This window comes from Bacillus sp. CGMCC 1.16541 (assembly GCF_003184905.1).
Lineage (GTDB): Bacteria > Bacillota > Bacilli > Bacillales > Bacillaceae_H > Priestia.
The window spans coordinates 1-25,695 of record NZ_QFRU01000019.1; the positions used below are offsets into that span (position 1 = coordinate 1).

The following is a 25,695-nucleotide window of genomic DNA, read 5'->3' on the forward strand; positions in this document are numbered from 1 at the left end:
AGCCGCTTAAATCATTTTTATTATTTCCACTGTCTACTTGACAGGGGGCAGTTCATTATTTGCTTAAGTTGCTTTTTGCAACAGATGCTAATTCAGCGAATGCTTTTTCATCAGCAACAGCTAATTCAGCAAGCATTTTACGGTTAACTTCAATACCTGCTAATTTTAAACCGTGCATTAAACGGCTATAAGAAAGACCGTTCATACGTGCTGCCGCATTGATACGTGCGATCCATAATTTACGGAAATCACGTTTCTTTTGACGACGATCACGGTATGCATACATTAATGATTTCATTACTTGTTGGTTAGCAACTTTGTATAATGTATGTTTAGAACCGAAATAACCTTTAGCTAATTTTAAAACTCTTTTACGACGTTTGCGTGTTACAGTACCGCCTTTTACGCGTGGCATAATCGTTTCCCTCCTGTAATGTTTCTATTTGAACGAATTACTTAATGTTGTCTAATAAGTGACGGATACGTTTGAAGTCACCTTTGCTTACTAACGTACCTTTGCGTAGTTTACGCTTTTGCTTTGTAGATTTGTTAGCGAATAAGTGGCTTGTGTAAGCACGAGCACGTTTTAACTTACCGCTTCCAGTTTTCTTGAAACGCTTTGCAGCGCCACGGTGTGTTTTCATCTTTGGCATAGGGTGTTCCTCCTCGTTCTATTACTTTTCGTTTTTAGGTGCTAAAACTAAGAACATGCTACGACCTTCCATTTTCGGTGCAGTTTCAACCGAAGCTATATCAGCACAAGCCTCTGAAAAACGATCGAGTACTCGTTGACCAATTTCTTTGTGCGTAATGGCACGTCCTTTAAAACGGATCGAAGCTTTTACTTTATCACCTTTTTCAAGGAACTTACGTGCATTACGAAGTTTCGTGTTAAAGTCATGTTCTTCAATTGTCGGACTTAAACGAACTTCTTTTAAGTTAACAACCTTTTGATTTTTACGAGCTTCTCTATCTTTACGTTGTTGCTCATAACGGAATTTACCGTAGTCCATGATACGACATACAGGTGGTTTCGCATTTGCAGCAACCATTACTAAATCTAGGTTTACTCGTGTGGCGATTTCTAACGCCTCTTGTTTTGATTTAATCCCTAATTGTTCACCATTTTGGTCAATTAAGCGAACTTCGCGAGCTCGAATGCCCTCGTTTACCATCATGTCCTTGCTAATAAGTAGCCACCTCCAAGGTTTAATGAGCGAATAACTCGTTTGACAAACGCTTTTTTCATCAGCTTACATATAGGCCCACAAAAAAAGTGTGAGCACACATATTGCACCCACACTTCTATCGTTAATGTTAAATACGATTTAAACCTGCCAACTGCTGTAGCGTCAATCAGGTGAGAAGCGGGTGCTTCTTCTTCTGCACAAACAAGTATTCAATTACTTAAGCTATTATATTATTAACAAAGACAAATGTCAATGACTTGATTTCTTTTGTTTCACAACAAAAAATATTGTATCAAAAGAAAAACCATTGTGCAATAGTTTTTTTAAAAAATACAACCCTCACATACGTCATTGCAATTGAACAAGTAGTGGAAAAGCGTGATAAACAAACAGTCACGCACCTTCCCCCACCACTAACAACGTCTAACCTTAACGCTTCACTTCGTCTTTTAAGCTACTAAGGAATGTTGCAAAATCAATTGTTTCTGATTTTTGCTCACCGTATTTACGCACGTTAACAGCTTGCTCTTCGACTTCTTTATCTCCAACCACAAGCATGTACGGTGTTTTTTGCATTTGTGCTTCACGAATTTTATAACCCATTTTTTCATTGCGGTCATCTAATTCAACGCGGAAGCCTTCTAGCTGTAACTGTTCTTGTACTTTCTTCGCATACTCTAAATGTACGTCAGAAGAAACTGGAATCACTTGAACTTGCGTTGGTGCTAACCATGTTGGGAATGCACCTTTATATTCTTCAATTAAGAATGCAACGAATCGTTCCATTGTTGATACCACTCCACGGTGAATAACAACCGGGCGATGTTGCTTACCATCTTCCCCTACGTACGTTAAGTCAAAGCGTTCAGGAAGTAAGAAATCTAATTGAACAGTGGATAGTGTTTCATCTTTTCCTAATGCTGTTTTTACTTGAACATCAAGTTTTGGACCATAAAACGCAGCTTCACCTTCTGCTTCGTAATAGTCTAAGCCCATGTCATCCATTGCTTCTTTTAGCATCGCTTGTGCCTTTTCCCACATTTGATCATCGTCATAGTACTTCTCTGTGTCTTCAGGATCACGGTACGAAAGACGGAATGAATAATCATCTAGGCCGAAATCTTTGTACACATCTAGTACTAAGCGAACAACACGAATAAATTCGTCTTTAATTTGATCTGGACGCACAAAGATATGCGCATCATTTAATGTCATACCACGAACACGTTGTAAACCTGATAATGCTCCTGACATTTCATAGCGATGCATCGTTCCAAGCTCCGCAATACGGATTGGCAATTCACGATAGCTGTGAATGTCATTTTTATACACCATCATATGATGCGGACAGTTCATTGGACGAAGAACTAGTTGCTCATTATCCATTTCCATTGCTGGGAACATCCCATCTTGATAATGATCCCAGTGTCCTGATGTTTTATATAAATCTACACTACCAAGAACAGGTGTATACACATGTTGGTAACCTAAACGCTCTTCTTTATCCACAATGTAGCGCTCGATTACACGACGAATTGTTGCACCTTTTGGTAACCATAAAGGTAAACCTTGTCCAACTTTTTGAGAGTTTGTAAATAGGTTAAGTTCTTTCCCTAATTTACGATGATCACGCTCTTTTGCTTCTTCTAAAAGACGTAAATGTTCATCTAGTTCCGCCTTCTTAAAGAATGCTGTTCCATAAATACGTTGAAGCATTTTGTTTTTGCTGTCTCCACGCCAGTAAGCACCAGCAATGCTCAATAACTTAAATTCTTTAATTTTTCCTGTAGACGGCACATGAACGCCGCGACATAAGTCAAAAAATTCACCTTGTTCATAGATTGATACCGCTTCGCCAGCAGGAATCGCTTCAATTAACTCTAGCTTTAAGTTATCGCCAACTTCTTCATACAATTTAATCGCGTCTTCGCGAGGAACTTCTTTACGCACAATCTCAATATTTTCGTTTACAATCTTCTTCATTTCTTTTTCGATTTTTGGTAAATCTTCAGGTGTTAACGACTCTTCCATATCAATATCATAGTAAAAGCCATTTTCAATGACTGGACCTACACCTAAGTTCACATCTTTGTATAAACGTTTAATGGCTTGAGCCATTAAGTGAGCTGTACTGTGGCGCATCACTTCAAGTGCATCTGCAGAGTCTTGCGTCACAATTTCAATTGTGCCGTCTGCTTCAATTGGCGTACGTAAATCAACTAGTTCACCGTTTACTTTACCTGCAATTGATTTCTTTTTTAAACCAGGACTAATTGAACCCGCAATTTCTTCTGTTGTTGTTCCTTTAGGAAACTCTTTTACTGCTCCATCTGGAAATGTCATTTTTACTACATCAGACATCTTATTCAACTCCTTATTATTATGAATAAAAACAAAAAACCCGCCCCCTCAATAAGGGACGAGTTGTGTATACACGTGGTACCACCCTTTTTTTAGTTCAACACATGTAACAATCATTCTTGTCTACAAGTATGTATTAAACATACACATGCTAAACATCTCTGGGCTTGATAACGGAAAGACCGTCAGTAACTACTAAAATCGTTCATTGGTTCATCACTGAAGTTTAGAGGTGGTAAATATATTAATCGTGTTAGGAAATTTGCAGCCGTGATTTCCCTCTCTGTAAACCGTAAAAATACACTCATATCCTCATCATAACTTTTACATTTTATGACGTTTTATGACAATCTGAGTTTATTATATTCATTTTGTGATTAGAAATCAACCTCTTGTTGCATAATGAGTTTTTCCGCTGCAAAAAAGGTAGTTGGATGAGCAATTTCTACTCGTTCCTCAAATATATTTTGTAATGTTTGAATCACAGTGTTAGCAGGCGAACTTGTATAGATATAAATTTTTAACGGTGACATGTTAATAAGTGGCGCGACTACTTGTTTATCTATGTATATCCTACGGTGTTGTTGTAAGAACGCTTCACAAAAATGTTGTCTTTCTTCATCTTGTATCTTTTGAAATGCTTCATTATAAAAAACAAATTCATCGTCTTTATCATGAAATACATGTACATGAGGTACAACAGACTTCGTATCTTGAATTACTTCTCTTAACTGATTGACAAACACTTGGTACTCTTGTTCAAGTTTATATTCGTCAATGCCAATTCCTGTGTAATACATCAGTCGCTCTAGATATTCCTTTAATCGAAATTGCAAAAATGATTCAAATGTAAAAGCTACACCATCTGTTAAAAAGTGTGTAAGTGCGGAAATAATCAATCGCTCTTTAGATGTATCAAACGTCTTTTGAGGAATATCTGTTCGTTCCCCATCCATAATGGATTGAACCATCTGCAAAATATGAGCTTGTTCATCTAATTCAGAATAGAAAAACGTATTTTGTAGAATAGACATAATTAACTCATGTTCCTTATGAAGCAAAACAAATTGTGTAAATGCCGGAATGACAATACGGTGAAGCATATCATCGTAATCCCTTAATACATATTTAATTGAAAGCTGATGACCCACAACCTCAAAAGATTGAGGACTATATGATAAAGCGCCTGTTTGCGCACATAACAACTCATATACTTTTAATGCGTCATGTGAATGCTGAAACGAAATGTTGATCAATCATATCCCCCCTTTGGACACGCTTAATCTATGTATATGGGAGATAGTTAAAAAAAATGAGCAAGTCATTACTCGAAAAGTAAAATGACTTACTCAAACATTACGTTTATTTTCACCAATCACTTCTACAGGACGTGCTAATGCCTTAATGCGCTCCATAATACGCGCTGCTTTAATCTCTTCCTGCTCGCCACGCTGTGTATACGTAAAATGATGCTGAAGTTGTTTAAAGTTTAAATTTGACGAGAAAAACGTTGGTAAATTTTCTAACATCCGAAATTGCAAGATGGTCCCTAGTACATCATCTCGCATCCAACTTGTTACACCTTCTGCACCGATATCATCTAACATTAACACAGGTGCATTTTTCATAAATTCAATTTTTTGATTAAAACTTTGATCTTGGAATGAGCCTTTTAACTCTCGTAAAAATTCCGGCACATAAATAATCGTAGATTGAATTTTCTTTTCCGCTAGTGCATTGGCAATAGCACCTAATATATACGTCTTTCCTACACCAAAAGGTCCATGTAAATAAAGAGCTTTCATCTTTTTATTCTGCTCGTATTCGCGCACAAAGTCCCGAGCAAGCTTAATCGCTTCAAATCGCCCTTCCTCAATTTCAACGCCTACCATGGAAGCTTCTAAAATATCTTTTGGGACATAGAGGCATTGAATAAACGATTCATGCTCTTTTCGCTCATCTTCACGTACTTTTTGAGGACAACGCTCGTACTGCACATCAATCCCCTTGCCTTGCAAAACCAACTGAGGGTGATAACCTTTAATCATATTGACACATTCCCGTAGAGATGGACACTTCTCACAATGCTTACTTTGACCTTTATATTCATGTAACTTCACAAGGCCTCGATCTAGCATTTGTTCATCTAATTCTGATCTGTGCTCTTGAATAAATGCTCGAACACCCTTATCACTTAGTACTTCTTTTTTTAGTTCTTCATAACGCTCTTTAAATCCCTTATTTTGTACTAATTGGTTTAACGAATCATTGATTGGCTTCACTATCCCCACCTCCTTTTGGTTTTTATTGTCTGTTTTACTTATCGTGCTATTTTATTTTTTCTTTAATTCTTGATCTAATTGTTCAAGCTCTTGTTTTAATTTTCTCTTTTCTTCCTCAAAGTCTTGAGATGAAGAAGATTTGTTAACTTTAGGCTTTTGCTCCTGCTCTTCTTCTTTCAACCAATCAGGAACCATTTCTTTTCGGACAATTTTCTTAGATGCTGGCTTTTGTTTCTTATTTTCAGCCCAATTTTGATAATCTTTATGTTCACTTTTTGCAAGTCTCATCGCTTCTTGAACCGTTTTAATATTTTTCCTTGCCCAATGTCCTGCAATCTTCTCAACGTATCCCTTTGACAATTTCATATCCGTTCGCAACATCACATAGTGAATCAGAACATTTACAACGCCTGGAGAAAGTTTTTGATGAAACATGACATCTTCGATCATTTGTAGATCTGATTTTGTTGGCTCAGCTCCTCCTGAAATTTCAACAAGAAGCTGACGAGGAGAAATTACTTCAAGATGCTTAACTAATTGTTCTTCTTGAGAAGTAGGTTGTTTATGCTCCATTGTTCTCAATAAAGGAGGTTGTACTTTTTCACTTAAACTAGGCAGTGTATCTCCATGTTCGAATTGATAAAAGTCACGTGCTGCTTTTCGAAGCTGTTCAATATCAATTTGATCAAACTCATCTACCGCGCTAATGACAATGTTCTTCATTTGTAAAGGATCAATCTCATACAAAAACGAAAGCTTTTCAATCGCTGCTTTTACTTTGGGTGTAATAGATTTCCTTGGAATCATTGCTTCACTAAGTCCTGCATAAAATAAATCAAAATTAAATGTAGGCGCAGAAACCGTCAAGCTCCCTTCATAAGAGGAGTTCACGTATTCATACCCTTGTGTCTCCATTAAATCACGTTTCGCTTCTTCTTGAAAGTTAATGGCTAACTCATTTACATGAACAGATTGATATACCTCATTAAAGGGTCGCGTAATCTCTTTAAAATCCTCTTTTTGTATCATTTCCTCAGAGAAAGATTGCTTTATTTTTTGAAACACGTTTTTACCAAGTCGATTATATAAATAAACATTTAACACACCATCATTGAAGAATTGATGAGGCGTTAAAGGAGGAATGAGTTCATAAATAAAAACACGTTTTTCATCTCGCTGTTTAACATACGTTTTTAACAACCCCATACCTTCTAATTTTAATCGTTCACGATAGATTTGAGGTAAATTCATTTGCATCATCGCCATTAAATGATGGTGCGTAACTTCTTTTCCCCACAATTGATCTTCATTTAGACTACTCCATAACGTCATGTATAAACTAAAGGACAGGGACCCTATTAATGGTTGATAAAGTATTGTCAAAATTTTTCTATCGTAATCTTGAAGTACACTGCTAGCTCGTACAATATAACGGTCGACTGGTATTATTTCTTTCCAATGTTGCTCTGTCATGTTATTTTAACCCTACCTATTATTCATTTTCAGCTCATTATGTATGAATGATCTTTGAAAAGTCCAGAAGTGCAAAAAAAGAGCCTAAAGAAACCTTTATGTGCTCTTTTTTATAGTCGCTCTTTTTTTATTAATTCTCTTAACTCATCAATAAAAACATTAACATCTTTAAATTGTCGATATACAGATGCAAATCGAACGTATGATACCTCATCAATTAAAGCTAAACGCTCCATTAACATTTCGCCAATGACCTCTGATTGAATCTCAGATGTTCCTTGGCTACGAAGTTCTTTTTCAACATCCATCACAGCATCTTCTAGCTGTTTTAAGCTAACCGGCCTCTTTTCGCACGCTTTAATTAGCCCTCTTAATATCTTCTCTTTACTAAATTCTTCCCTGGCTCCGTCCTTTTTAACAACAATAAGAGGAAGTTCTTCCACTTTTTCAAATGTTGTAAAGCGATAATGACATTCTTCACATTCTCGTCTTCTTCTAATTGAGCGGCCTTCTTCAACGGGCCTTGAATCTAATACTCTCGTTCCATTATATTGACACGATGGACACTTCATCTTCTCAGCTCCATTAATACGCATTTGATAAAAAAACTTCCTTTCACGGAAGTTTTTCTTTATTCTCATCTTATAGAAAAAGGTGCTTAAATACAAGAGAATGAACAGTATTTTCTGATTTAATTGGACCCTTTCACAGTCGTAGAGCCCTGTCTTACTAACACAAGCTTTTTATCTAATTGTTCATACATCGCTTTGACAAGTTGCTTGCTGTACCCAAAGTCAAAAGGTAAAACTTTTGTTTCCGTTGTAACCGAAAGATCGATAGCTGTTTCAAACGGACGTAGTGAAATAACTGTAATGACCATAAATGCTTTGCGACCTTTTTTAATATTCACACTAATTTCACCGCGATCTTCGTAAGTTGCTAGAATGTGAAAGCCCTCAATTTTTTCGACTAATTCTTTTACAGCCTTAAAACCATTTGGAGCCGTTGTTTTGTAGTAATGACTCCTTAAGGTCGGATCATGATGGTGATCACTTGTTTCTGTATGGTTTGAGAACGCTTGTTTAAGTGATTGTAATGCCCCCATTTGCACCTCTCCTTTTACCTATAATAAAAAGAGGTGCATGATATACACCTCTGATCTTTGTTCCGATTTCAAATTCGTTATTAAAGTGCTTTTACTTGTGCAGGTTTTACTTGTACAGGACCCATTCCACGAGGAACTTCAATCGTTTCACGTGTTTGTGCATTTAGCGCCTCTGCGATGTAATCAGCCGCAATTGTTGGATCTAAATCACCACAAGTATAAACATCAATGCTTGCATAACCATGCTCTGGGAAGCTGTGAATCGTTAAATGTGATTCAGAGATAATGACAACTCCACTTACTCCTTGAGGAGCAAACTTATGAAATGCCACTTCACGAACTTCCGCACCTGTTTTTAGTGCAGCATCAACGAATGTTTTTTCAATGTATTCCATATCATTTAACTTATCGAAATCGCAACCCCATAATTCTGAGATAACGTGACGACCCATAGTTTCCATACTCGTATTTCCCCCTTTAACAATTTTTAATCGTTAAACATGAATTTCTTTCGCCATATGGAATGTGAACTACCACGGGGGAAAGTTAGTCCAGAGAGGTCCTAACCCTTTAAGTAGCTACATAACCGAAAGGTATATAAGAAGTTCACGAAAAATAGTATACTTTGTTTAAACTTATTTTGCAATATATGTTTTTTGATTTTTTTTGCTAAAGTTTTTTTCAAAGTAACCATCTATTTACTCTGTCCACAATGTGAAGTACTTATCCTATACACTTTGCAGCTCATCTCCACATATTTATTTTCTTACCCTAATCGTAGACGCTAAAACAATTTGTTAATTTTTTCATGTGAATTAGAGTACTTCTTTAACACCATATTACTTTAAAATACGTACCTAATACACAAAACATCCCTTGGCTACCATTTTTATAGCCAAGGGATGTTTTAGAATACCTAAACTAGAACTCTTTTACGAACACTTTCTTTATCTTATCCAACCTTCATTTCACTTTTTTGAAACATTGCTGCAGCAATGTATTGAACTAAGTCTACTACACGTCTTGAATAACCCCACTCATTGTCGTACCACGCTAACACCTTAATTTTACGATCATCCATAACCATTGTCGATAAGCCGTCTATAATTGCTGAATGTGAATTTGTATTAAAATCGATAGACACTAAAGGATCCATTGTAAAATCAAGAATTCCTTTTAACGAACCTTGTGAAGCTTTTACAAACACTTCATTTACGTCATCGATTGTCACGTCTTTTTTTACATCGACTACTAAATCAACTAGGGATACATTTGGTGTTGGCACACGCAATGCCATTCCATGTAATTTCCCTTTTAAGTGAGGTAGTACTAAAGATAATGCTTTTGCTGCACCTGTCGTGGTTGGGATAATCGATTGTCCACAAGCACGTGCACGTCGTAAATCCTTATGTGGGTTGTCAATATTCTTTTGATCATTTGTATAAGCATGAACGGTTGTCATTAAACCATTCTCAATTCCAAATGCTTCGTCTAGTACTTTTACAACTGGAGCTAAACAGTTTGTCGTACACGATGCATTCGAAATAATTTCATGCTCACACACATTAAAGTTTTGTTCGTTTACACCCATGACAATTGTAATGTCTTCTTGTTTTCCAGGAGCGGTTAGCACAACTTTTTTCGCCCCAGCGTCTAAATGTAATTTTGCCTTGTCACGCGAATTGAATTTACCAGTTGCTTCTACAACAATATCAATCTGTAATTCCTTCCAAGGTAACAAGAGTGGATCTCTTGAATCGAGTAATTGAATTGTTTTTCCGTTCACAATTAGTTTATCATCCCCTGTGATGACTTCCCCTTCAAACTTTCCGTGAATTGAATCATATTTAATAAGGTGTGCGAGCGTTTCTGCAGGATAGCTTGCATTAATCGCTACAACCTCTAAATTATCTTCTTGAATTGCATTACGAAACACCATTCTTCCAATTCTCCCAAAACCATTAATCGCAATCTTTGCTCTCATGGTCAATCCCCTTTCTTTATATGTGTTATACTTATTGTTGTTTTATATTAATAAGTATAACATATATAACTAAAAACGGAATAATGAAAACGCTTATTTTTCTAATTTTATCTAAATTTTTGTAAACAAGTATGACAAATATATGAAGTGGTTAAAAAAATATGACATGACAGTAGCACTGTCATGTCATATTTCCTACTTTATTTATTTAAATATGCGAGTGCACTAAGTAATTGCACTTTGGTTTCTTCAATTGACCCATTATTGTTGATGACACTATCTGCTAACGCTATTTTTTGAACAAGTGGCATTTGAGATTGAATACGAGACTTTGCTTCTTCTTCTGTAAGGCCGTTCCTTTTCATTAAGCGCGCTAACTGTACATCTTCATCGACATAAACCACAATGACTCGATCTACTAAATGTGTTAAATCACTTTCAAATAATAATGGAATATCAAGTACGACGATTTCGTTTCCGTCTTGTAAAAACTGCTCTTTTTGACGTAACATAGACTGCCTCACTGCTGGATGAACAATGGCGTTTAACTTCTCTCGCTCTTCCTTGTTTTGAAAAATAATGGCACCTAATTTTACTCGATCAATCGAACGATCTTTTTGCAGAATTTCCTCACCAAATGTTTGCACGATTTGATGATAAGTATCCGTACCAACTTCTACAACTTCTTTTGCAATTTTATCTGCGTCCACAACAGGAATTTCTAGTTCCTCCATCATGTGAGCAACTGTACTTTTCCCGCTGGCAATTCCTCCTGTTAGACCAATTACAACCGCCATGTCGGTTCTCCTTCCATTTCATTCACATTACCATTTCCAAATTCCTAATACGATTAATAAGATACCAGGTAAAAAAGAAAAAACTTTTACCCATTTTATCTTTGAAAATACTTTTCCAGATTGAATACCTGCATACAAAAAGAACGAACTCATTAATGCAACAGCGATTGCTAAATAAAAAGGAGAGTACCCTAATAACGCTGCTCCAATTCCAGCTCCAAATGCATCAAGTGATAAAGCAACTCCTAATACAAAAGCCTCAATTCCCGTAATAGATCCCGATTTATCAAAGTCTGCTACGGTAGGCTTTTTCAAAATATTAATAACCACACCAAACGACTTAATTTCTAATTTAAATAATACTTTTTCTTCTTGGTTATTCGTTGCTAAATCAGACGAGCGAAAAAATTGATACAAAATCCACATGCCTAATAAAACAAGAATAGAGCCTCCTATTCTCTCCATAATCTCCGCAGAGAAAAAAGAAGCAATCAATTTGCCAAGCATCATAGAAGCCATTAAAGAGATTGCCGAGCAACCCGCAATAATGACAATTGATTTTAAAGGGATAACCATTTTTCGAAGCCCGTATGTTAAGCCTACACTAAAGCTATCGAGACTAACTGCAAAGGCTAATATAAGTAAAGAAAGCGTAACAGTCATTTCACGGCTCCTTCCATCTATTTCTAGAATAGTATATGGAAAGAGCCTATCCAGTGTGTTATCCGCCTATATATCTATCTACGCGCCTATCTCTGTTAGAGCAGTGAGGTGATTAGGAGCGATGTATCCTTTAGACAGCCTTCTACTACATTTATAAAGGAGATGGTTGACAAACAGGACATGTGTGAGTGCCTCGTCCACCTACCACACTTTTTTTAATGGGAGTGCCACAACGCTTACAAGGTTCACCCTTTTTGCCGTAAACGTATAAACGTAACTGAAACATCCCAATTTGACCTTGTGTGTTCACGTAAGAACGAACGGTACTTCCACCTTGCTCCACTGCTTCGCTTAGAGTTGCAATGACTTCTTCACGCACACGCTCAATTTCTACCTTCGTTAACGTGGCAGCAATTCGCTCAGGGTGTATACCTGCTCGAAATAACGCTTCGTCGACATAAATGTTTCCAAGTCCAACAACTACCGTTTGATCCAATAACGCTGGTTTAATTTTACGATTTGTTTTTTTAAGTTTACTTTCTAGAAACTCTGAGGTAAACGTATCTGAAAAAGGCTCAGGTCCTAACGTGACAAGCGGAGCATGCAACTCCTCTTGTCCTTTTTTAAATAAATGCATCGTTCCAAACTTGCGTACATCTTTATAACGTAATTCGGTTCCATCTGTAAACTCGAAGAATACATGCGTATGCTTATCAGATGGCTCTGCTTTCTCATAAAGACCATATTTACCTTCCATGCGCAAATGCGAAACAAGCACATAATCATCTAACATAAACTTTAGAAACTTGCCTCTGCGTGACACATCTTGGATGACTTGTCCTTTTAATGCATCTTTAAATTGATGAACATCATCAGGCTGTTTAATCATTTTAGGCCAAAGCACTTCTACACCTTTAATCACTTTGCCTTTTACAAGCTCAATTAACGTACGTCTGACTGTTTCCACTTCTGGTAATTCTGGCACTATTTCTCACGTCCTTTATTACTTTGCATCAAACCATGTATCGCCATATGAGTAATCTACTTTAAGTGGAACTTTTAACTCAAGCGCTTCTTCCATCACTTCTGGTACTAACTTCGTTAATACTTCAACCTCATCTCTAGGCGCTTCAAAAATCAATTCATCGTGAACTTGAAGCAACAATTTAGATTGTAACCCTTCTTCTTTGAGTCGATCAGCCATACGAATCATCGCTTTTTTTATAATGTCAGCAGCGGTACCTTGGATTGGTGTATTCATCGCTGTACGCTCTGCAAAACTTCTTAGATTGAAGTTACGGCTCGTAATCTCTGGTAAGTATCTTCTTCGTTGCAGCAACGTTGTCACGTACCCTTTTTCTTTTGCATCGCGAATAATGTCATCCATGTATTCTTTTACACCTGGGAAGCTTTCGAGGTAACGCTCAATAAATTGACCTGCCTCTTTCCGTGTAATTCCTAGACTTTGTGAAAGACCATAGTCACTAATGCCATAGACAATCCCAAAGTTAACAGCTTTTGCTTGACGACGCATATTCGACGTTACTGCGTCTTTTTCCACATGAAACACATCCATAGCTGTTTTCGTATGAATATCTAAATCATTTTGAAACGCATCAATTAATTTTTCATCGTTTGCAATATGAGCAAGTACACGCAATTCGATTTGTGAATAGTCCGCCGCAAAGATTACCCAATCTTTTTGTGATGGAACGAAAGCTTGACGAATTTTCTTACCTTCTTCTAAACGAATAGGAATGTTTTGAAGGTTTGGGTCAGTTGAACTTAAACGCCCTGTTTGCGTCAATGTTTGCGTAAATCGAGTGTGTACTTTATCCGTTTCTTCATATACGACCTTTTTTAGCCCTTCAATATAAGTAGACTGCAATTTCCCCAGTTGACGATAATGTAAAATTTCAGGGATAATTTCATGCTTGTCCGCTAATTGTTCTAGCACATCTGCGGATGTAGAATATCCTGTTTTTGTTTTCTTAATGACAGGCAAATCGAGCGTTTCAAACAACACAACTCCTAGTTGTTTTGGAGAGTTAATATTAAACGACTCACCTGCTAACTTATAAATTTTCTGCTCAATTTCTTCTAACCGCTTTCCAATCTCCGTTCCCATGTTATTTAAACGATCCATATCAATCTTTACACCTTGATACTCCATCTCACCTAATACAAGAGAAAGTGGCATTTCAAGATCTTCAAACAGCTTGTACTGTTCATTTTCCTTCAACTCATCTGTTAACTGATTTTCTAGATGATAAGCCGCAAGCGCTTTTCGAACAACATGTTCTGCTAAAACTTCTTGTTCAGGTACTTTTCGCTTTGCTCCTTTGCCGTATACCGTTTCATCTGATTGAACTTGTAAATAGCCTTTTTGCTTCGCGATTGTAGCTAAATCATCATTTGCATCAGAAGGATTGATGATGTATGAAGCAATCATCACATCATGATAAACACCTTGTAAATCAATTCCTTTCCACTTTAAAGCAACCGATGACTTCTTTGCGTTAAACACTACTTTTTTCATTTGTGCATCGTTCAGCCACGAAACAAACACGTCTGATTGTAAGCCTACTTCAGCCGAAAGAAAGTATTTGCCCGCTTCATTTACAACACCAAATCCAATGATATCAGCATGATGGTAGTTCTCATCAAAAAGTTCAACAATAAGCGCAGAGTTTGTTGTTAACATCTTTTCAGTGACATCTGTTACAATTTCATAACCCATCTCCTCAAACTCTTCTTTTGTTTCTTCCGCTTCGTATCCTAACTTATCTAAAAGAGAGTTAAACCCTAACTCTTTAAAAAGCTTTGCTATCTTCTCTCCATCGTGCCCCTCATAATGTACATCATTAACTGTTACTTCAATTGGTGCTTCTCTAAAGATGGTGGCTAACTTTTTACTCATAACGGCGAGCTCTTTGTTGTCTTCAAGCTTTTCTTTTAACTTCTTCCCGCTCACTTGGTCAATTGATTCTAGTAACTGCTCAACCGTATGATGCTCTTTTAATAGCTTTAATGCTGTTTTTTCTCCCACACCCGGTACGCCTGGAATATTATCAGAACTATCTCCCATTAACCCTTTCATGTCGACAATTTGCGCTGGGGTGATGCCGTACTTCTCATCGATGAACGCAGGTGTGTAAGAATCTACTTCTGTAATTCCTTTTCTTGTGATATCTACGGTTACTCGCTCTGAAACAAGCTGAAGCAAGTCTTTATCTCCTGAAATGACTTTTACATCAAATCCTTCTCGTTCTGCTTGTGCAGAAAGTGTTCCGATAATATCATCTGCTTCGTAATTCTCTAATTCATATCGCTTAATATTATAAGCGTCTAAAAGCTCCCTAATAAATGGAAATTGTTCCGAAAGCTCAGGCGGTGTTTTCTGTCTTCCACCTTTGTATTCTTTAAATGTCTCATGACGAAATGTTGTTTTGCCTGCATCAAAAGCGACAAGCAGATGAGATGGCTTTTCCTCTTCTAATATCCGCATCAACATCATCGTAAAACCATAAACCGCATTTGTATGTATTCCTTTATCATTGTTTAATAATGGCAACGCAAAAAAAGCACGATATGCAATGCTGTTTCCATCAATTAACACCAATTTTTTTGTCATGTGTGATCCTCCTCTTCTTTTCTCGCTTACTCTTTCTTTCATCTTTCCTTTATTCTAGCAAAAGTTGGAGCAGAAGAAAAAGCTAAGCCTCATGGCTTAGCTTCTTTTCTAATTAGTATAACCCATTAAGATACGTGCATACGGTGAATCTGCTGGTAAAACAATGACACTTTTATCATCAATCGTTTTAATATAAGATCGTAATGTGCGGTGAAGCTCGTAGAACTGAGGGTCTTGCGAGTAAGCTGCATTATAAATCTTTCCTGCTTCTGTCTCACCTTGTCCTCGGATTCCTTCAGCTTCCGCTTGTGCCTTCGATAGCATCTCTTTTACTTCACGGTCTGTTTGTGCGATAATACGGTTTTTATCTGCATCACCCATTGATAAATATTCTTGCGCTTTTGTTTCACGTTCTGAAATCATACGAGTATATACAGACTGTTCGTTCTCTGCTGGTAAATCGGTCCGCTTCATTCTGACATCTGTGACAACAATTCCGTAGTTACTGTCTTTTAATAGGGTATTGACTTGCTCTGTCACTTTATCATTTAAGCTTCCGCGGCCTGAATTTTCATCGTTAATAATTTCATCATAATTTAAACGCCCAAGCTCTGAACGAACAACTGAGAACACAAACTCTCCCATTTTCGTTTCAGCATTTACGACAGAGCGAGCATTTGCAATGAGCTTTTTAGGGTCTTCGATTCTCCAAACTGTGTAATTATCAATAATCATTCGCTTTTTATCTTTCGTATTAATCTCCGCTTCTTGCACATCATACGTCATCTGATATTTTGGTAATGATGTGACCGATTGAATGAAAGGGATTTTCATATTTAAGCCTGGTTCAGATACGATACGAACGACTTCACCAAACTGTCTGACTACTTTATATTCATTTTCTTTTACAACAAACACATTACTAAGCAAGAAAAGAAGAAGTGCTAGAATTAGAACAAATGTGATACCACCCTTTACATACTTACCCACAGTTAACTTATTTTTCTTTTGTTCATTTAAATCAATAATATTTTGATCACTCACTCTTCTCACTTCCTTTCTCTTCAGCAAGAGGTGCTTGGCGTTCCATTGGCTTTAGCGGCAAATACTTTAGTGTATTACCTTCATCTTTCATAATATAAATCTCTGCATTTGGTAGTACTTGGTCGATGGTCTCTAAAATAAGACGTGTTTTTGTAATCTCAGGTGCATTTTTGTATTCGTTGTAAATCGCATTAAAAACAGCTACATCTCCACGAGCAGTTTCAATACGAGACGCTTTATCTCCTTCTGCATTTGAAATTAAAGCATCTCGCTCTCCCTCTGCTTCTTTCGTTCGCTTATTTCGATATTTATTTGCTTCATTAATTTTTGTATTCATCGTTTCACGTGCATCTGTTACATCTGTAAACGCTTTTCGCACTTCTGTATTTGGAAGCTCGACATCTTGCAACTTAACGTTGACAATTGAAATTCCCACATCATATTTTTCCATCAAAGTCGCTAACAGTTCACGCACATCTGCTTCAATCTCTGCTTTTCCTGACGTTAAGGCATCATCGATTTTTGAACTTCCAATCACACTACGAAGGGACGCACTCGTTGCATTGTACAAAACCTCTTCTGGATTTTCTGCATTGTAAAGGTATTTTTCTGGATTTGTAATTTTCCATTGCACAACCATATCGGCTAATACAATGTTCTCATCACCCGTAATCATCTTTGTATCTTTTGGAACTTCTTTAATTTCTCCATCCTTTTCTGTATAACCAAACTGCAAACTAAACGTTTCCTTAGAAAGCTTTTCTACCGTTTGAACTGGCCATGGAAGTTTAAAATGAAGACCCGGCTCTGAAATCCCTTCGTCTACAGCCCCAAACGTCGCGATTACGGCTTGTTCAGACTCATCTACCGTATACCAACTTGTAAATGCAACAATCCCTAACACAATTAAACCGAATCCCATTCCTACAAACTTACTAACCTGCCTTATGCTAACCATCTGTATCACCCTCTCTTTTTCAGTCCGTACCTCTTTACTATGAGCGTTTGTTATCTCATGCAATTACTAAATCTTAAAGCCCCCCGGCTAGTTACAATTCTTTACGCCTATATATACGAACTAAAGTACGAGAAGTTTCAATATTATTCAATTTTAGTTAAATTTTTGAACACTTATAAAAAAAGAAGAGGCGGAAGCAAGAGTGCTTCCGCCTTTCTACATTGGCTCCTTGGATGAAGGGGTTTCCAAAGATTATTCTAGCAACGTTTTATTAACCTCACATAAACACAATGTAAAGCAAACGTAAATTTAAACCATTTTCTTTTATAAATGTAGTTCTTTTCTTAATCGCACAGAAAATACAGTGCCTTCTCCAACTGTACTTGTGACCTCAATTTGACCTTTATGAGCTTCAATTAAGTGTTTAACAATAGCGAGACCTAATCCAGTTCCTCCTGAATTACGACTCCGTGCTTTATCAACTCGGTAGAAGCGTTCAAAGATACGTGGAATTTCTTCTGTACTAATCCCAATTCCTGTATCAGAGACTTTCACAATAATCTCTTCATCCAGTTCAATTAACTCAGCTTGAACGTGTCCACCTTTAGGTGTATACGTCACTGCATTACTTATTAAATTAATAAACACTTGCTTTAAGCGCTGAGTATCCCCTTGAATCCACACTTCATCTTCAGGAAGCTTCGTTTCTAACTCAATGTCTTTTTCTTCAGTTTTATTAGACAACACCATTACAATCTCTTCTAGCATGACCTTTACATTAACAGCTTGTACATTTAGCTTAAACCCTTGCTGCTCTACTTTTGATAAATCTAATAAATCTTGAATCAGACCTTGCATGCGTTCACTTTCTTTAAGAATGATATGTAGAAATTGCTCTCGTAATTGTGTATCCTCCATTGCACCTTCAAGTAAGGTTTCACTAAATCCTTTAATAGAAGTAATGGGGGTTTTTAGCTCATGTGATACGTTTGCTACAAAATCTTTGCGCATTTGCTCAAGTTTTTTCAGCTCTGTAATATCATGAAAAACAAGCACAATTCCTTTCCACTCATCATTTAATCCGATAATAGGAGCCCCATATACATCAAAGTGTCTTCGTTCAATTTTAATTGGGAGTACCACTTGCTTTCTGACTTTAATTTCAGTCATAAAGATTTCCTCAACAATACCGATAACCTCTTTATGCTGAAAAGCTTGATAGTACAAACGGTACATATAATCGGACGGTTCGATTTGAAACTGCTCTTTATAAGCTCGATTCACCAAGTTAATATAGCCACGACTATCAATTAAGATCATTCCACTGCCCATATTTTCAATTAACGTTCGAAGTCGGTCTTGTTGCATCTCTTGGGCACTAATTAACTCTTGTAAATTTCGTGCTAATATATTGATGGCTTGACTTAGCATTCCTGTTTCATCGACATTGTCTTCATACGTACGTGCTTTATAATTTCCTTTTGCAAGTTCCATTGCGACTTTCGTGGCAGATTCAATAGGACGAGTATATTGATTCATAATTCGCACACCTAATAGTAGGATGACAATTAAAGCCATACCTAAACTCCCAATCAAAAGCCCCCATATCTGCTGATTAATTCGATTGAGCGAATCAACAGATGTACTTAATACAACAAATCCTGTTTGTTCATTGTTCACTTTTAAAGGAACTCCATAATAGTACAAGTCATACCGATCTTCCACTTTATGAAATCCTCTTTCACCATTTAAATGATCACGAATAATTTCTTCAATAACCGAACTCTCTTCTACACTCTGTTTATCTCCACGTTGATTAGCATCAAAAAGAACCGTTCCATCTTTTTGAATGATCGTTGTACGAACGTTCAATATTGCACTAACTTCGTCAATCTTATCTTGCAGATAAGGATTGGTTATTCCTTCTTCTCTCACAAAGAGCTCCACTAGCTTTGCTTCTTTTTCCATACGTTCATGAAATGTTTGCAAGTAAAAGCTTTTAAATAATTGTCCTAGTACTAGTCCTAATCCGACTAACACCACAATAATTAAAGTGAGAAGAGCAAATAAAAGACGGGAGCGAAATTTATTCATTCAACTTTGGCTCCTCTAACTTATAGCCAAGTCCTCGAATTGTTTTAATATAAAGCGGCTTTCTCGTATTCTTTTCAATTTTTTCACGAAGGTGACTAATATGAACATCAACAATTCGTGTATCACCAGCAAAGTCATAATTCCATACCGCACTGAGTAACTGATCACGTGTTAATACGCGTCCTTTATGCTTACTTAGGTATAAGAGCAACTCAAATTCTTTAGGTGTCAGTTCTAACCGTTCATCATTGAAGTAAGCTTCGTAATGCTCTGGAAGAATCTTCAGTCCAGCAATTGTGATACGTTCCCCTTCTTCATCATCTTCTAGTGAGTCTTGATTCGTTACTTGTACACGACGCAAAATGGCCTTTACTCTTGCTACCACTTCTCTCGGACTAAAGGGTTTCGTCATATAATCATCTGCACCGAGCTCTAAACCTAACACCTTATCAAATTCATCATCTTTTGCAGTTAACATCAAAATAGGTGTCATGACTTTTTGTTGACGTAACTTTTTACAAACTTCGATTCCGTCCATTTTAGGCAGCATTAAATCTAATACAATTAAATCAGGAGCTTCTTCAAGTGCTTTGTTGTATCCTTCTTCTCCATCTGCTGCAGTGACAACTGTATACCCTGCTTGCTGCAAATTATATTGTAATAAAGTTGAAATAGATTGCTCATCGTCAACGACTAATAGTTTCTTACTCATATTAATAACGTCTGCCTCCATATATAAAAAATTTGAAAACCGCATTTCCATCCAATTATTTATTTAGTATGTCATAATCATCATACAACGATTTATACAAGTTCTCAAAGAAAATTCACGTTGCATATAAAAAAGAAGACCGATTGTGAAGAAAGAATAAACTCTTCTTCGCAATTGATCTTCTTTTTTGATTAACATAAACGCTATGATTGTTTTTCACCATCGTTTTATTAAAAATTCTCAAATTCATGTTCTTCAATTGAAGGTGCTTTATATGGGGGACAAACCAAAAATTGTGCTTGTACAACCGTCTCTCCCTCGTCATCTTTCGCATGCACATCAATTGTAATCAGATGTTCTTCACGATTAACATGAGTCACTTCAAACAGAAATTCAACCGTACCATAATGATAAACTCTTTTAGGGAATTCAATGGTTTGTTTTAAAATATGACAACCTGGTCCAGGTAAATATTTAGAAATAGCAGCCGTCATCATTCCCGTAATCATAATAGCCGGTACAATTGGCTTTTTCAAAGGTGTCTGAGAAGCATAATCGTGTTGGATATAAAGCGGATTAGCATCATTTGTCAAACCTAAATAGAGAAGTAAATCCTTATCTTCGATTCGTTCTGTTAGTGTTAGTTTCTCACCAACTGTAATCTCGTCAATACTTCTACCTAATTTGCGTTTCTTAAACAGCACTTTGAACACCCCTTATTGTAAGCGTTTCCTTTTATATGTAAGAAAAATTCGGGGCGTCCCCCGAATTTTCCTTCTTCTTATTATGCTAGAACACTCATCACACTTTTAACAGACTCAACTGATCTGTCTAATCCTGCTTTTTCATCTTCCATTAGTTCTAACTCAATGATTTGTTCAATACCACCTGCACCTAAAATTGTTGGCACACCTAAATAGATACCGTTGTATCCATATTCTCCTTCTAAATAAGCAATAGAAGGTAAAACACGGCGCTGATCTTTTAAGATTGCTTCTGCCATTTCTACTAAAGAAGCAGCTGGTGCATAATAAGCACTGCCGTTTCCTAATAAGTTAACAATCTCTCCGCCACCTTTACGTGTACGTTCAACGATTGCATCTAATCGATCCTTTGACAATAGAGTCTCAAGAGGAATACCACCAGCATAAGAATAGCGAACTAGAGGCACCATGTCATCCCCATGTCCACCTAATACAAAGCCAGTGACATCTTTCACTGATAAACGAAGCTCTTGAGCCACAAAAGTACGGAAACGAGCAGTGTCTAACACACCCGATTGACCAATGACACGGTTTTTAGGAAATCCAGATTCCTTAAAGACTGTATATGTCATTGCATCTACTGGGTTTGTCAATACGATAATATAACACTCTGGAGAATACTTTACAATCTCTCGTGTAACAGATTTCATAATTTTTTGGTTTGTTGTGACAAGATCGTCACGACTCATACCTGGTTTACGAGCGATTCCAGCTGTAATAATGACAATATCAGAATCGGCTGTGTCTTCATAGTTAGATGTCCCTGTAATGTTTGCATCAAACCCTTGAACAGGACTTGCTTCTAACATATCAAGCGCTTTACCTTTTGTTGGATTTTCAAGCTGAGGAATATCGACTAACACAACATCTGCCAATTCTTTTTGAGCTAATAAAAATGCGGTTGTTGCACCAGTAAAACCAGCACCAATAACTGAAACCTTTTTACGCTTTAAAGTCATTATAAATCCTCCCTATCCCCTTATCTATAAATAGACGTTGATATATAGATTGACTCTTACAAATGAGCGTATGCAGCTCTTTATAAGTAGCTGCATACGCGATGCCATCCATATGAACTTCAATCTAGGGTTGAGTGATTAAACAGTTACTTGCTTTTCCATATTTTGAATTAATGCATCTGCAAACTCTGAACATTTCACTTCAGTTGCCCCATCCATTAAGCGTGCGAAATCATACGTTACCACTTTTGATGCAATCGTCTTTTCCATAGAATCCATAATTAATTTTGCTGCTTCTACCCAACCAAGGTGTTCTAACATTAATACACCTGATAATAAAACAGACGATGGATTTACTTTATCAAGTCCAGCATATTTAGGTGCTGTACCATGTGTTGCTTCAAAAATCGCATGACCTGTTTCATAGTTAATGTTTGCACCTGGTGCAATTCCAATACCACCAACCTGTGCTGCTAGTGCGTCTGAAATGTAGTCACCATTTAAGTTCATTGTTGCCACAACGTCAAACTCACGCGGACGTGTAAGAATTTGTTGTAAGAAGATATCTGCAATTGAATCTTTTACAATAATTTTCCCTGCAGCTTCTGCATCAGCTTGTGCTTTGTTTGCCGCTTCAGTTCCTTCTTTTTCTACGATACGATCGTATTCTGCCCAAGTGAATACTTTGTCACCAAACTCTTGTTCAGCAAGTTCGTAACCCCAGTTTTTGAAAGCACCTTCTGTGAACTTCATAATGTTTCCTTTATGAACAAGTGTCACAGATTTGCGTCCATGTTCAATTGCATAATTAATTGCACCTCTTACTAAGCGCTTTGTTCCTTCTTCAGATACTGGCTTAATTCCAATTCCCGATGTTTCAGGGAAACGAATTTTACCTACACCCATTTCTGTTTGTAAGAAGTTGATTAACTTTTCTACCTCTGCTGAACCTTTTGCATACTCGATACCAGCATAGATGTCTTCTGTATTTTCACGGAAGATAACCATATCCGTATCTTCAGGACGTTTAACTGGTGAAGGTACACCTTGGAAGTAACGTACCGGACGTAAGCAAGTGAATAAATCTAATTCTTGACGCAATGCAACGTTTAAAGAACGAATTCCTCCACCAACTGGTGTTGTTAATGGCCCTTTAATTGCAATTATGTATTCACGAATTGCTTCTAATGTTTCTTCAGGTAACCATTCACCCGTTTGGTTGAATGCTTTTTCACCTGCTAATACTTCTTTCCATACAATTTCTTTTTGACCGTCATAAGCTTTGTCAACTGCTGCTTCTAATACACGAGATGCAGCTGCCCAAATGTCTGGACCTGTTCCGTCACCTTCAATAAAAGGGATAATTGGGTTATTTGGTACATTCAATACTCCATCAGTTACAGTAATCTTTTGTCCTTGTGTCACAATAAATTCCTCCTTAGAAGCTTGTCAATTTCGAGTATGTGGGTGATTCCTACTTTCCTAGATTAGGAGACACCCATCTAATTATGATAAAAAGCGCTCAACATAGTAAAAAATAGGTTGAGCACCTTTTAATACTGTGTCATATCTTACATACGTTGCTCAATTGGAATATACGCTTGTTTTCCTGGCCCTGTATAATCCGCTCGTGGACGAATTAGACGGTTGTTTGAATATTGCTCTAGCACGTGAGCAATCCATCCTGATACGCGACTAACGGCAAAGATTGGTGTGAATAAATCATGATCAATCCCTAGACTGTGATAAACAGATGCTGAATAGAAATCAACGTTTGGTGGAAGTTGCTTTTCAGTCGTCACAACTTCTTCTACCTTTAATGACATTTCATACCATTTCGTTTCACCTGTCAACTTTGTCAACTTCTCAGACATCTTCTTTAAGTGTTTAGCGCGTGGATCACCTTGACGATAAACACGATGTCCAAAGCCCATGATTTTTTCTTTGTTGTTTAACTTGTTACGCACGTATATTTCAGCATTTTCAACGTCTTCAATTTCTGTCAGCATCTTCATAACCGCTTCGTTGGCTCCACCATGTAGAGGGCCTTTTAACGCGCCAATAGCAGCTGTAATACCAGAATACACATCCGACAATGTTGCTACACAAACACGTGCTGTAAAGGTTGATGCGTTTAGCTCATGATCAGCATGTAAGACAAGTGCCTTATCAAACGCTTCAACTGCTACTTCACTAGGCTCTTCGCCTGTTAACATGTATAAAAAGTTTGCTGCTACACCATAGTCTTTACGAGGTGCAATTGGCTCTAAGCCTTTACGAATGCGAGAAAACGCTGTGACAATTGTCGGCAGTTGCGCTTGTAAACGCACAGCCTTTAAGTAATTAGCATCTTCATCCATTTCATCTGCTACTGGATCATATAGACCTAATAGTGATACCGCTGTTCTTAAAGCAGCCATTGGATGAACGTCTTTAATTGGATATGTTTTAAAATGTTCTACAACCTCAGTTGGTAAACTAGCATTCTCTGATAATAATTGTGTAAAAGCTGTTAATTCTTGTTTGTTTGGTAATTTACCATGCCATAGCAAATAAATAACCTCTTCAAACGTAGCATAATCTGCTAAGTCGTCAATATTGTAACCACGATATGTTAATGTGTCATCAATGATAGAACTTACAGCAGATGTTGTTGCTACTACCCCTTCTAAACCTCGAGTCGTTGTCATAAACTTCTCTCCTTTTCAGAAAAATTCCCCATAACCTTGTTTACTAAACTGCTACTAAATACAATTGAGCGTTTGCTCAGCGAAAAAACAAAAAGTTGAAATTGGACATCCTCAAAGAGTAAATCTACTAAAATAAGAGCTTCCTAGAAAAAAGAAAATGCTTACATTTTCTTTTTCTACTAATGTCACATGTATACTCTTCATACATGTGACATTAAAATACTTCTGTTGGCACTCGTACAACATGTATTTATATGTATAGGGATGTCTCTTCAAACTATATTATAAACAATTATCAGACTTTTGTGAATGAAAACAATAAATAAATTTCAAAAAAATTATTATTATACAAAAATTTTAAGAGAATAGCTGTGTCAATTTCATGAATAAATAAGCAATCCCTGCACCTATAAGAGGACCAACTGCTACTCCTTGAAACAAAGCGACTGCTAAAATAGTTCCAAACACTAATGCTGCTGTAATATGTGGATCATCAGCTAAAAGGTTTAATCCATATTTCGCAATCAACGCTACAGCAATTCCTGAACCTAGTGCAACCCATGCATAAGAAGATTTGAGCGCATCTCCTAACTGTTTAAAACCTATTTCACCTGTTGCAATTGGAACCAAAACAGCTATCGTAATAACAGTAACACCTAGATTAATTCCTTTTGATTGTAGATAAGGAAAGACTTTTCCGTCCAATCCAACGACTTTTATTAGTAACAAAAAAGCAACAGCAATGATTAGAGATTGATTTTTAGCCACGAACCCAATAGCTAATAGAATAATTAAAAATAACACAGGTTGTGAAAACAACGACCTCATCCTTTCATTTCACTTTCATATTGCTACACATTTATTTCATAAGCCTCTCTCAAAAATTTCTAAACCATCTCTCTTTATTTATATATTTATCTTTCCCCTAAACGCTTTCCATTGTACAATAATGGTAAATTTAATATAGGTTATGTATAAGGGGGCG

24 protein-coding genes and 2 other annotated features are annotated in these 25,695 nt (G+C 36.9%); all 24 genes read right to left on the minus strand.

The genetic code is table 11. From position 1 onward, the window contains the following. Positions 1 to 55: 55 nt before the first annotated feature. The 24 genes from rplT to DIS06_RS15220 all read right to left on the minus strand — a co-directional run bounded on the left by rplT (position 56) and on the right by DIS06_RS15220 (position 25,529). The gene (rplT, locus tag DIS06_RS15105) at positions 56 to 415 is read right to left on the minus strand and encodes a 50S ribosomal protein L20 (protein WP_110114070.1); all 360 of its coding nucleotides are present in this window, start codon (positions 413 to 415) and stop codon (positions 56 to 58) included. A 37-nt stretch (positions 416 to 452) separates the two neighbouring features. Continuing rightward, positions 453 to 653, minus strand: coding sequence for a 50S ribosomal protein L35 (gene rpmI / locus DIS06_RS15110; protein WP_110114071.1), 201 nt, complete (start codon positions 651 to 653; stop codon positions 453 to 455). A 21-nt stretch (positions 654 to 674) separates the two neighbouring features. After that, the gene (gene infC, locus DIS06_RS15115; protein WP_110114072.1) at positions 675 to 1,178 is read right to left on the minus strand and encodes a translation initiation factor IF-3; all 504 of its coding nucleotides are present in this window, start codon (positions 1,176 to 1,178) and stop codon (positions 675 to 677) included. Between the two features lie 86 nt (positions 1,179 to 1,264). Then, positions 1,265 to 1,389: a sequence feature (ribosomal protein L20 leader region), on the minus strand. A 230-nt stretch (positions 1,390 to 1,619) separates the two neighbouring features. Beyond that, positions 1,620 to 3,551, minus strand: coding sequence for a threonine--tRNA ligase (gene thrS, locus DIS06_RS15120; protein ID WP_110114073.1), 1,932 nt, complete (start codon positions 3,549 to 3,551; stop codon positions 1,620 to 1,622). A 51-nt stretch (positions 3,552 to 3,602) separates the two neighbouring features. Continuing rightward, positions 3,603 to 3,879, minus strand: a binding site (T-box leader). Positions 3,880 to 3,928: 49 nt separating this feature from the next. Further along, on the minus strand, positions 3,929 to 4,807 hold the full coding sequence (gene ytxC / locus DIS06_RS15125) for a putative sporulation protein YtxC (RefSeq protein WP_110114074.1): 879 nt from the start codon (positions 4,805 to 4,807) through the stop codon (positions 3,929 to 3,931). 93 nt (positions 4,808 to 4,900) lie between these two features. Then, positions 4,901 to 5,833: a primosomal protein DnaI gene (dnaI, locus tag DIS06_RS15130; RefSeq protein WP_110114075.1), complete on the minus strand. Its 933-nt coding sequence runs from the start codon at positions 5,831 to 5,833 to the stop codon at positions 4,901 to 4,903. A gap of 51 nt (positions 5,834 to 5,884) precedes the next feature. After that, complete coding sequence (locus DIS06_RS15135; RefSeq protein ID WP_110114076.1) at positions 5,885 to 7,306, minus strand: replication initiation and membrane attachment family protein; 1,422 nt, start codon at positions 7,304 to 7,306, stop codon at positions 5,885 to 5,887. 110 nt (positions 7,307 to 7,416) lie between these two features. After that, positions 7,417 to 7,878, minus strand: a complete 462-nt coding sequence (nrdR, locus tag DIS06_RS15140; RefSeq protein ID WP_110114152.1) for a transcriptional regulator NrdR — start codon at positions 7,876 to 7,878, stop codon at positions 7,417 to 7,419. 119 nt (positions 7,879 to 7,997) lie between these two features. Beyond that, the gene (locus DIS06_RS15145) at positions 7,998 to 8,411 is read right to left on the minus strand and encodes a cytosolic protein (RefSeq protein ID WP_110114077.1); all 414 of its coding nucleotides are present in this window, start codon (positions 8,409 to 8,411) and stop codon (positions 7,998 to 8,000) included. A gap of 80 nt (positions 8,412 to 8,491) precedes the next feature. After that, positions 8,492 to 8,872: an adenosylmethionine decarboxylase gene (speD, locus tag DIS06_RS15150; protein WP_110114078.1), complete on the minus strand. Its 381-nt coding sequence runs from the start codon at positions 8,870 to 8,872 to the stop codon at positions 8,492 to 8,494. 491 nt (positions 8,873 to 9,363) lie between these two features. Further along, complete coding sequence (locus DIS06_RS15155; RefSeq protein WP_110114079.1) at positions 9,364 to 10,395, minus strand: glyceraldehyde-3-phosphate dehydrogenase; 1,032 nt, start codon at positions 10,393 to 10,395, stop codon at positions 9,364 to 9,366. 200 nt (positions 10,396 to 10,595) lie between these two features. Next, entirely contained in the window at positions 10,596 to 11,192 is a 597-nt protein-coding gene (gene coaE / locus DIS06_RS15160; RefSeq protein ID WP_110114080.1) for a dephospho-CoA kinase, read from the minus strand. 27 nt (positions 11,193 to 11,219) lie between these two features. Beyond that, on the minus strand, positions 11,220 to 11,855 hold the full coding sequence (ytaF, locus tag DIS06_RS15165) for a sporulation membrane protein YtaF (RefSeq protein WP_110114081.1): 636 nt from the start codon (positions 11,853 to 11,855) through the stop codon (positions 11,220 to 11,222). Between the two features lie 151 nt (positions 11,856 to 12,006). Beyond that, positions 12,007 to 12,840 carry a DNA-formamidopyrimidine glycosylase gene (mutM, locus tag DIS06_RS15170; protein ID WP_110114082.1) on the minus strand — a complete coding sequence of 278 codons (834 nt, stop codon included), beginning with the start codon at positions 12,838 to 12,840 and terminating at the stop codon, positions 12,007 to 12,009. Positions 12,841 to 12,858: 18 nt separating this feature from the next. After that, on the minus strand, positions 12,859 to 15,531 hold the full coding sequence (gene polA, locus DIS06_RS15175; RefSeq protein ID WP_481746872.1) for a DNA polymerase I: 2,673 nt from the start codon (positions 15,529 to 15,531) through the stop codon (positions 12,859 to 12,861). A gap of 66 nt (positions 15,532 to 15,597) precedes the next feature. Continuing rightward, complete coding sequence (hflC, locus tag DIS06_RS15180) at positions 15,598 to 16,533, minus strand: protease modulator HflC (protein WP_110114084.1); 936 nt, start codon at positions 16,531 to 16,533, stop codon at positions 15,598 to 15,600. Then, positions 16,526 to 17,491 (minus strand): FtsH protease activity modulator HflK, encoded by a 966-nt coding sequence (gene hflK, locus DIS06_RS15185; RefSeq protein WP_110114085.1) that lies wholly within the window; start codon positions 17,489 to 17,491, stop codon positions 16,526 to 16,528. Before hflK ends, hflC begins: the two co-directional genes overlap by 8 nt. Positions 17,492 to 17,815: 324 nt before the next feature. Continuing rightward, positions 17,816 to 19,585, minus strand: coding sequence for a two-component system histidine kinase PnpS (gene pnpS, locus DIS06_RS15190; RefSeq protein WP_110114086.1), 1,770 nt, complete (start codon positions 19,583 to 19,585; stop codon positions 17,816 to 17,818). Then, positions 19,578 to 20,297 carry a response regulator transcription factor gene (locus DIS06_RS15195; RefSeq protein WP_110114087.1) on the minus strand — a complete coding sequence of 240 codons (720 nt, stop codon included), beginning with the start codon at positions 20,295 to 20,297 and terminating at the stop codon, positions 19,578 to 19,580. The genes pnpS and DIS06_RS15195 overlap by 8 nt, the downstream gene beginning before the upstream one ends. A gap of 230 nt (positions 20,298 to 20,527) precedes the next feature. Further along, positions 20,528 to 21,001 carry a MaoC/PaaZ C-terminal domain-containing protein gene (locus tag DIS06_RS15200; protein WP_239422084.1) on the minus strand — a complete coding sequence of 158 codons (474 nt, stop codon included), beginning with the start codon at positions 20,999 to 21,001 and terminating at the stop codon, positions 20,528 to 20,530. An 80-nt stretch (positions 21,002 to 21,081) separates the two neighbouring features. Continuing rightward, entirely contained in the window at positions 21,082 to 22,020 is a 939-nt protein-coding gene (mdh, locus tag DIS06_RS15205) for a malate dehydrogenase (protein WP_110114088.1), read from the minus strand. Positions 22,021 to 22,158: 138 nt separating this feature from the next. Then, complete coding sequence (icd, locus tag DIS06_RS15210; RefSeq protein WP_110114089.1) at positions 22,159 to 23,445, minus strand: NADP-dependent isocitrate dehydrogenase; 1,287 nt, start codon at positions 23,443 to 23,445, stop codon at positions 22,159 to 22,161. Between the two features lie 146 nt (positions 23,446 to 23,591). Then, a complete protein-coding gene (citZ, locus tag DIS06_RS15215; RefSeq protein ID WP_110114090.1) occupies positions 23,592 to 24,710 on the minus strand; it encodes a citrate synthase in 1,119 nt (372 codons plus the stop codon). A 357-nt stretch (positions 24,711 to 25,067) separates the two neighbouring features. Next, positions 25,068 to 25,529, minus strand: a complete 462-nt coding sequence (locus tag DIS06_RS15220) for a DUF441 domain-containing protein (protein WP_110114091.1) — start codon at positions 25,527 to 25,529, stop codon at positions 25,068 to 25,070. Between the last annotated feature and the right edge of the window lie 166 nt (positions 25,530 to 25,695).